Origin of the sequence: Kitasatospora sp. NPDC101801, assembly GCF_044766665.1 — a bacterium.
Lineage (GTDB): Bacteria > Actinomycetota > Actinomycetes > Streptomycetales > Streptomycetaceae > Kitasatospora.
This window is the reverse complement of the sequence record NZ_JBIWML010000043.1, coordinates 61,424-68,072: the sequence shown is the minus strand read 5'-3', so window position 1 is coordinate 68,072 and position 6,649 is coordinate 61,424. Positions and strand designations below refer to the sequence as shown.

Below are 6,649 nucleotides of genomic sequence, written 5' to 3'. Positions count from 1 at the left end.
TTGACTTTTGGCACGCTGTTGAGTTCTCAAGGAACGGACACTTCCTTCGAGCCGCTTATCAGGCGGACCCTCCGGGCGCTTCGTTCTTTCGTGTTTCAAGCTTATCAGACGTTTTCCGCTCCGTTTTCCGGAGTTTCATTTCATCTTTCGGCTTTTGCCTTTCGGCGCTCCCGAACTCTAGCAGAGTTTCTGGGGCTGCTTTCACTTCCCGAATTCACTCAGAGAAGTTCCGGCGGCCGCTTGGGGCAACCCGGAGAACATTACGCACCGGGCTGCCCCAAGTCAAATCAGACCTCGACCACGACCGGGAGGATCATCGGCCGGCGACGGTAGTTGTCCGCCACCCACTTGCCGATGATCCGGCGGACCAGCTGCTGGATCTGCCGGACCTCCAGCACGCCGTCGCTCGCCGAGCGGTCCAGGGCCTCCTGGAGCTTGGCCACCACGGGGCCGAAGGCGCCGTCGTCGATACCGGAGCCGCGGGCCTGGATGCTCGGGCCGCTCACGATCTTGCCGCTGGTGGAGTCGACCACCACGAAGACCGAGATGAAGCCCTCCTCGCCGAGGATCCGGCGGTCCTTCAGGGTGGGCTCGGTGATGTCGCCGACGGACGAGCCGTCCACGTACACGTAGCCGGCCTGGACCTTGCCGACGATCTTCGCGACGCCCTTGTCCAGGTCGACCACGACGCCGTCCTCGGCGATGACCGTGCGGTTCTTCGGGATGCCGGTCTTGATGCCGAGGTCGGCGCAGGCCCGCAGGTGGCGCCACTCGCCGTGCACCGGCATCAGGTTCTTCGGCTTGCAGATGTTGAAGAAGTACAGCAGCTCGCCGGCCGAGGCGTGGCCGGAGACGTGCACCTTGGCGTTGCCCTTGTGGACGACGTTGGCGCCCCAGCGGGTCAGGCCGTTGATGACCCGGTAGATCGCGGTCTCGTTACCGGGGATCAGCGACGAGGCCATGATGACCGTGTCGCCCTCGACGATCCGGATCTGGTGGTCGCGGTTGGCCATCCGGGACAGCGCGGCCATCGGCTCGCCCTGGGAGCCGGTGCAGACCAGGACGACGTCCTTGTCCGGCAGGTCGTCCAGGGTCTTGACGTCGACGATCATGTTGCCCGGCACCTTGAGGTAGCCGAGGTCACGGGCGATGCCCATGTTGCGGACCATCGAGCGGCCGACGAAGGCGACCTTGCGCTTGTGCTCGTGCGCGGCGTCCAGCACCTGCTGGATGCGGTGCACGTGGCTGGCGAAGGAGGCCACGATGATGCGCTTGTCCGCGTTGGAGAAGACGGTGCGCAGCGCGGCCGAGATGTCCCGCTCGTGCGGGATGAAGCCGGGGACCTCGGCGTTGGTGGAGTCCACCAGCAGCAGGTCGATGCCCTCCTCGGCCAGCTTGGCGAAGGCCGGGAGGTCGGTCAGCCGGCCGTCCAGCGGGAGCTGGTCCATCTTGAAGTCACCGGTGGCGACGACCATGCCGCCGGAGGTGCGGACGGCCACCGCGAGGGCGTCCGGGATGGAGTGGTTGACCGCGATGAACTCGCAGTCGAAGGGGCCGATGCGCTCGCGCTCGCCCTCCTTGACCTCCAGCACGTACGGGCGGATCCGATGCTCGGCGAGCTTGGCCTCGATCAGCGCGAGGGTGAGCTTGGAGCCGATCAGCGGGATGTCCGGGTTCTCCCGGAGCAGGTACGGGACGGCCCCGATGTGGTCCTCGTGACCGTGGGTCAGGACGATGCCGTCGATCTTGTCGAGCCGGTCCCGGATGGACGAGAAGTCCGGCAGGATCAGGTCGATGCCGGGCTGCTCGTCCTCGGGGAACAGCACGCCGCAGTCGATGATGAGCAGTCGGCCCTCGTGCTCGAGCACGGTCATGTTGCGACCGATCTCGCCGAGCCCGCCGAGCGGGGTGATGCGTACGGCGCCCGGCTTGAGTGCGGGGGCGGCGCCGAGTTCGGGGTGCGGGTGACTCAAAAGACTCTCCTTACGACGCACGCCACATGCCAAGGGGTTCGCGCCCTGGGGACATATGGCGTGCGTGCCTCGATGGTTTCCTACTTGCCAGGTCCTGGTGCTTCGCGCCGTCGGTCCGGTTCAGCGGCAGACCTCGGGAGATCCGGCGAGCCGGGGCGCGCACGTCTTGTCTTGCTACAGGTGTACCCCGCCGGCGGCGAGATCCTTCCTCAGTCGGGCGATCTCCTCCGGCGTGGCGGAGATCAGTGGCAGCCGGAGCGGTCCGGCCGGGTGACCCTGGAGGGTCAGCGCGGCCTTGGTGAGGATCACGCCCTGGGTCCGGAACATACCGCTGAACACCGGCAGCAGACCCTGGTGGATCGCGGTGGCCTTGGCCACGTCGCCCGCCTGGTACGCGTCGAGCAGGGCCCGCAGCTCGGCCGCGACCACGTGGCCGACCACGCTGACCACGCCCACCGCGCCGACCGACAGCAGCGGCAGGTTGAGGATGTCGTCGCCGGAGTACCAGGCCAGGCCGCTGCGGGCGATCGCCCAGGAGGCCGCGCCGAGGTCGCCCTTGGCGTCCTTGTTGGCGACGATCCGCGGGTGCTCGCCGAGTCGGACCAGGGTCTCGGTGGCGAGCGCGACACCGCTGCGGCCGGGGATGTCGTAGAGCATCACCGGGAGCTCGGTGGCGTCCGCGATGGTGACGCCGTGCCGGTACAGGCCCTCCTGCGGGGGCTTGCTGTAGTACGGCGTGACCACCAGCAGGCCGTGGGCGCCGGCGGCCTCGGCCTGCCGGGCCAGCTCGACGCTGTGGTGGGTGTCGTTGGTGCCGACCCCGGCGACGACGTGCGCCCGGTCTCCGACCGCCTCCAGCACCGCGCGGACCAGCTGGGCCTTCTCGGCGTCGCTGGTGGTCGGGGACTCGCCGGTGGTGCCGTTCAGCACCAGCCCGTCGTTGCCGGAGTCCACCAGGTGGGTGGCGAGGCGCTGGGCGCCGTCGAGGTCGAGGCCGCCGTCGGCGGTGAACGGGGTGACCATCGCGGTCAGGACCCGGCCGAAGGGCGTCTGGGGGGTGGAGGTCGGAGCCATGCGTCCAAAACTACTCGTAGGCGACCGGGGGGTACCCAGGCCGGTCCAGGGTTCGGACAGGTGAGGGGTGCTGCCGCGCTGTCGTCGGCGCTCCCGCAAGGGGATTCCGGTGCTGCGTGCTCGGGGGTTCAAGCAGCACCGGAATCCGTGACCTGAGCCTAGGGAGCGCCCCGGAGGGTCGCAATCCAGACGTGCCGTCCAGGCCACTCATATGCCCGTCGGGCCAGGTCAGGGGGCTACCCGGCCGTGCTTCTCGAAGGCCGCATGGGTGAGTGGCATGAGCTCGGCCCACGCCGCCTCCATGCCCTCGGCGACCATCTCGATCTCGCGCTGCGGGAAGGACGGCACGGTGGCGTTCTCCTTCTTGGTCCGCAGCGAGAGGAAGTGCATCAGCGAGCGCGCGTTGCAGGTCGCGTACATCGAGGAGAAGAGTCCGACCGGCAGCACGGCCCGGGCCACCTCGCGGGCCACCCCGGCGTCCAGCATCTCCTGGTACGCGGTGTAGGAGGCCCGGTAGGACGCCTCCATCGCCTCGGCGGTGATCTTGGCCTGCTCGGGGGTGCCGTCGACGAACTCGTAGCGGCCCGGGCGGCCCTCCTGGACCAGCTTGCGGTCCTCGCCGGGCACGTAGAAGACCGGCTGCAGGTTGCGGTAGCGGCCGGACTCCTCGTTGTAGGACCAGCCGCTGCGGTGCCGGTGGAACTCGCGGAAGACGAAGATCGGCGCGCTGATGAAGAAGGTCATCGAGTTGTGCTCGAACGGGGTGCCGTGCCGGTCGCGCATCAGGTAGTTGATCAGACCGGTGGACTTCTCCGGGTCCTGCTGGAGCGCCTCCAGGGACTGCTCGCCCGCGGTGGAGACCCGGGCGGCCCAGATCACGTCCGAGTCCTGGGCCGAGCTGCGGACCAGCTCGACGGTCACGTCACTGCGGAAGACAGGTCCTGCTGCGTCGCTCACGCGTTGCTCCTTGCGTCGGTGCTGCCGTGCAGCTTGATGGCGTGCTGCATGGTCTTGCGGGCCCGCGGCGTGTCACCGGCGTCGGCGTACGCCACGGCGAGGCGGAAGAACACCCGCCAGTCCCCCGGGCTCTGCTCGGCCTCGGCCTGCCGCCGGGCGAACACCTCGTCGGCCGAGGCCCGGTCGATCCGGCCGCCCCCGGTCCGGCGCAGCTCGTCCACCGGCAGGCCGCCCTCGGCCGCCAGCTCCCCGGCCAGCTGCTCGCTGGCCCGGCCGAAGCGCACGGTCTGCCGGAGGAACCAGACGCCGACGCCGGGGATGACGAAGGCGCAGAGCCCCAGGCCGATGCCGAGCGGCTTGCCGGTGGCGATCAGCTGGACGCCCTCGCCGACGCAGATCAGCGAGACCAGCAGCAGGGCGCCGGAGAGCAGGAAGAAACCGGTACGGGAGGTCATCTCAGAGGTCCAGGAAGTGTTCGAGGCCGAAGGTCAGCCCCGGGGTGTCGACCACCCGGCGCACGCCGAGCAGGATGCCCGGCATGAAGCAGCTGTGGTGCAGCGAGTCGTGACGGATCGTCAGGGTCTCGCCGGTGTCGCCGAGCAGCACCTCCTGGTGCGCCAGCAGGCCGCGCAGCCGGACCGAGTGCACCGGCACGCCGTCCACGTCGGCGCCCCGGGCGCCGGGCAGGCCGTGCGTGGTCGGGTCGCTCTGCCGGGGCAGGCCGGCCGCGTCACGGGCGGCCGCGATCAGCTGGGCGGTCCGGGCGGCGGTGCCGCTGGGGGCGTCCGCCTTGTGGTTGTGGTGCAGTTCGACGACCTCGACGGTCTCGAAGTACTTCGCGGCCTGCTGGGCGAACTTCATCGAGAGCACGGCGCCGATCGAGAAGTTCGGCGCGATCAGCACGCCGACCCCGGGGGCGTCGGCGAGCCAGCCGCGCAGGGTGGCGAGCCGCTCCTCGGTCCAGCCGGTGGTGCCGGTGACCACGTGGATGCCGTTCCGGACGCAGTGCTCCAGGTTGGCCATCACCGCGTCGGGGTGGGTGAGTTCGACGGCCACCCGGGTGCCCTTCAGCTCCTCCAGCGAGGAGTTCCGGCTCAGGGTGGCGGTCAGCTCCAGGTCGGCGGCGGCCGAGACGGCCTTGACCGCCTCGGAGCCGATCCGGCCGGTGGCGCCGATCACGGCGACGGACAGCGTCATGCGGGGTGTCCTCTCAGGCCAGCAGGTCCGCGAGCGCGTCGGCCCGCTTCTTGGGGATCGGGCCGATCAGCGCGAGCGAGGGCTTGTGCGCGCCGAGCACGTCCCGGGCCACCGCGTGCACGTCGTCCAGGGTGACCGAGGCGATCTTCTCCAGCATCTCGTCCACCGACAGGTGGTGGCCGTAGCTGAGTTCGGCCTTGCCGATCCGGTTCATCAGCGAGCCGGTGTCCTCCATGCCGAGCACGGTGGAGCCGGAGATCTGCCCGATCGCCCGGGCCAGCTCCTCCTCGGTGATGCCGTCGGCGACCACCTTGGCGAGCTCCTCGCGGCAGAGCCGCAGCACCTCCTCGACCCGCTTCGGCTGGCAGCCGGCGTAGATGCCGAACAGGCCGCTGTCGGCGTAGGAGGAGGAGTACGAGTAGACCGAGTAGGCCAGCCCGCGCTTCTCCCGGACCTCCTGGAACAGCCGGGAGCTCATCCCGCCGCCGAGGGCGGCGTTCAGCACCCCGAGCGCCCAGCGGCGGTCGTCGTGGCGGGGCACGCCGGGCACCCCGAGCACCAGGTGGGCCTGCTCGGTGCTGCGGTTGAGCACCTCGACCTTCCCGGCCGTCCGGACCGCGCGGACGCCGCGGCGGACCTCGGTGGGGTGGCCGGTGGACTTCGCCAGCACCGGCGCGAACGCCTTCCGGACCATCCGGACCACCTGGGCGTGGTCCAGGTTGCCGGCCGCGGCGACCACCAGCTGCTCGGGCTTGTAGCGGCGGTGGAAGAAGCCCGCGATCTGGTCCCGGGTCAGCGCCTTGACGGTCTCCTGGGTGCCCAGGATCGGCCGGCCGAGCGGCGAGTCGCCGTAGATCACCTGGGCGAACAGGTCGTGCACCACGTCGCCCGGGTCGTCCTCGGCCATCGCCATCTCCTCGAGGATGACGCCGCGTTCGGCCTCCACGTCCTCGGGCAGGATCAGCGAGCCGGTGAGCATGTCGCAGACCACGTCGACGGCCAGCGGCAGGTCGGTGTCGAGCACCCGCGCGTAGTAGCAGGTGTTCTCCTTGGCGGTGAACGCGTTCATCTCGCCGCCGACCGCGTCCAGCGCGGCCGAGATCTCCAGCGCGCTGCGCCGGGCGGTGCCCTTGAAGAGCAGGTGCTCCAGGTAGTGCGTGGCGCCGTTCAGCGCCGGGGTCTCGTCCCGGGAGCCGACGCCGACCCAGATGCCGAAGGTCGCGGAGCGGACCGTCGGGAGGGTCTCGGTGATGACCCGCAGACCGCCGGGCAGGACGGTGCGGCGTACCGTACCGGCCCCGTCGACGCCCTTGAGCAGGGTCCGGGTGGAGCCGGGGCGCTGCTGCGCCGCGGAGGCCTGAGCCACGGGCCTTCCTTCCAGAAACTTCAAGAATTACGGGGAGAACAGGGTGCGGCCCGCGCACTCCGGGGAGTGCGCGGGCCGCGGG

General features: G+C 70.1%; 6 protein-coding genes. All 6 read right to left on the bottom strand.

Annotated elements, in window-relative coordinates:
* Positions 1-287: 287 nt before the first annotated feature.
* The 6 genes from ACIRPK_RS31605 to ACIRPK_RS31580 all read right to left on the bottom strand — a co-directional run bounded on the left by ACIRPK_RS31605 (position 288) and on the right by ACIRPK_RS31580 (position 6,567).
* On the bottom strand, positions 288-1,973 hold the full coding sequence (locus ACIRPK_RS31605; protein ID WP_403044882.1) for a ribonuclease J: 1,686 nt from the start codon (positions 1,971-1,973) through the stop codon (positions 288-290).
* Positions 1,974-2,147: 174 nt separating this feature from the next.
* Positions 2,148-3,047, bottom strand: a complete 900-nt coding sequence (gene dapA, locus ACIRPK_RS31600) for a 4-hydroxy-tetrahydrodipicolinate synthase (RefSeq protein ID WP_403044879.1) — start codon at positions 3,045-3,047, stop codon at positions 2,148-2,150.
* A 228-nt stretch (positions 3,048-3,275) separates the two neighbouring features.
* Positions 3,276-4,004, bottom strand: coding sequence for an FAD-dependent thymidylate synthase (gene thyX / locus ACIRPK_RS31595; protein WP_403044876.1), 729 nt, complete (start codon positions 4,002-4,004; stop codon positions 3,276-3,278).
* Positions 4,001-4,459 (bottom strand): hypothetical protein, encoded by a 459-nt coding sequence (locus ACIRPK_RS31590; protein WP_403044871.1) that lies wholly within the window; start codon positions 4,457-4,459, stop codon positions 4,001-4,003. Before ACIRPK_RS31590 ends, thyX begins: the two co-directional genes overlap by 4 nt.
* A 1-nt stretch (position 4,460) precedes the next feature.
* Positions 4,461-5,201 carry a 4-hydroxy-tetrahydrodipicolinate reductase gene (gene dapB / locus ACIRPK_RS31585; protein WP_403044868.1) on the bottom strand — a complete coding sequence of 247 codons (741 nt, stop codon included), beginning with the start codon at positions 5,199-5,201 and terminating at the stop codon, positions 4,461-4,463.
* 13 nt (positions 5,202-5,214) lie between these two features.
* The gene (locus ACIRPK_RS31580; RefSeq protein WP_403044866.1) at positions 5,215-6,567 is read right to left on the bottom strand and encodes a M16 family metallopeptidase; all 1,353 of its coding nucleotides are present in this window, start codon (positions 6,565-6,567) and stop codon (positions 5,215-5,217) included.
* Between the last annotated feature and the right edge of the window lie 82 nt (positions 6,568-6,649).

Coding starts and splice junctions, on each gene's coding strand:
- dapA (WP_403044879.1), bottom strand. CDS start 3,047: ATGGCTCCGACCTCCACCCCCCAGACGCCCTTCGGCCGGGTCCTGACC.
- ACIRPK_RS31590 (WP_403044871.1), bottom strand. CDS start 4,459: ATGACCTCCCGTACCGGTTTCTTCCTGCTCTCCGGCGCCCTGCTGCTG.
- dapB (WP_403044868.1), bottom strand. CDS start 5,201: ATGACGCTGTCCGTCGCCGTGATCGGCGCCACCGGCCGGATCGGCTCC.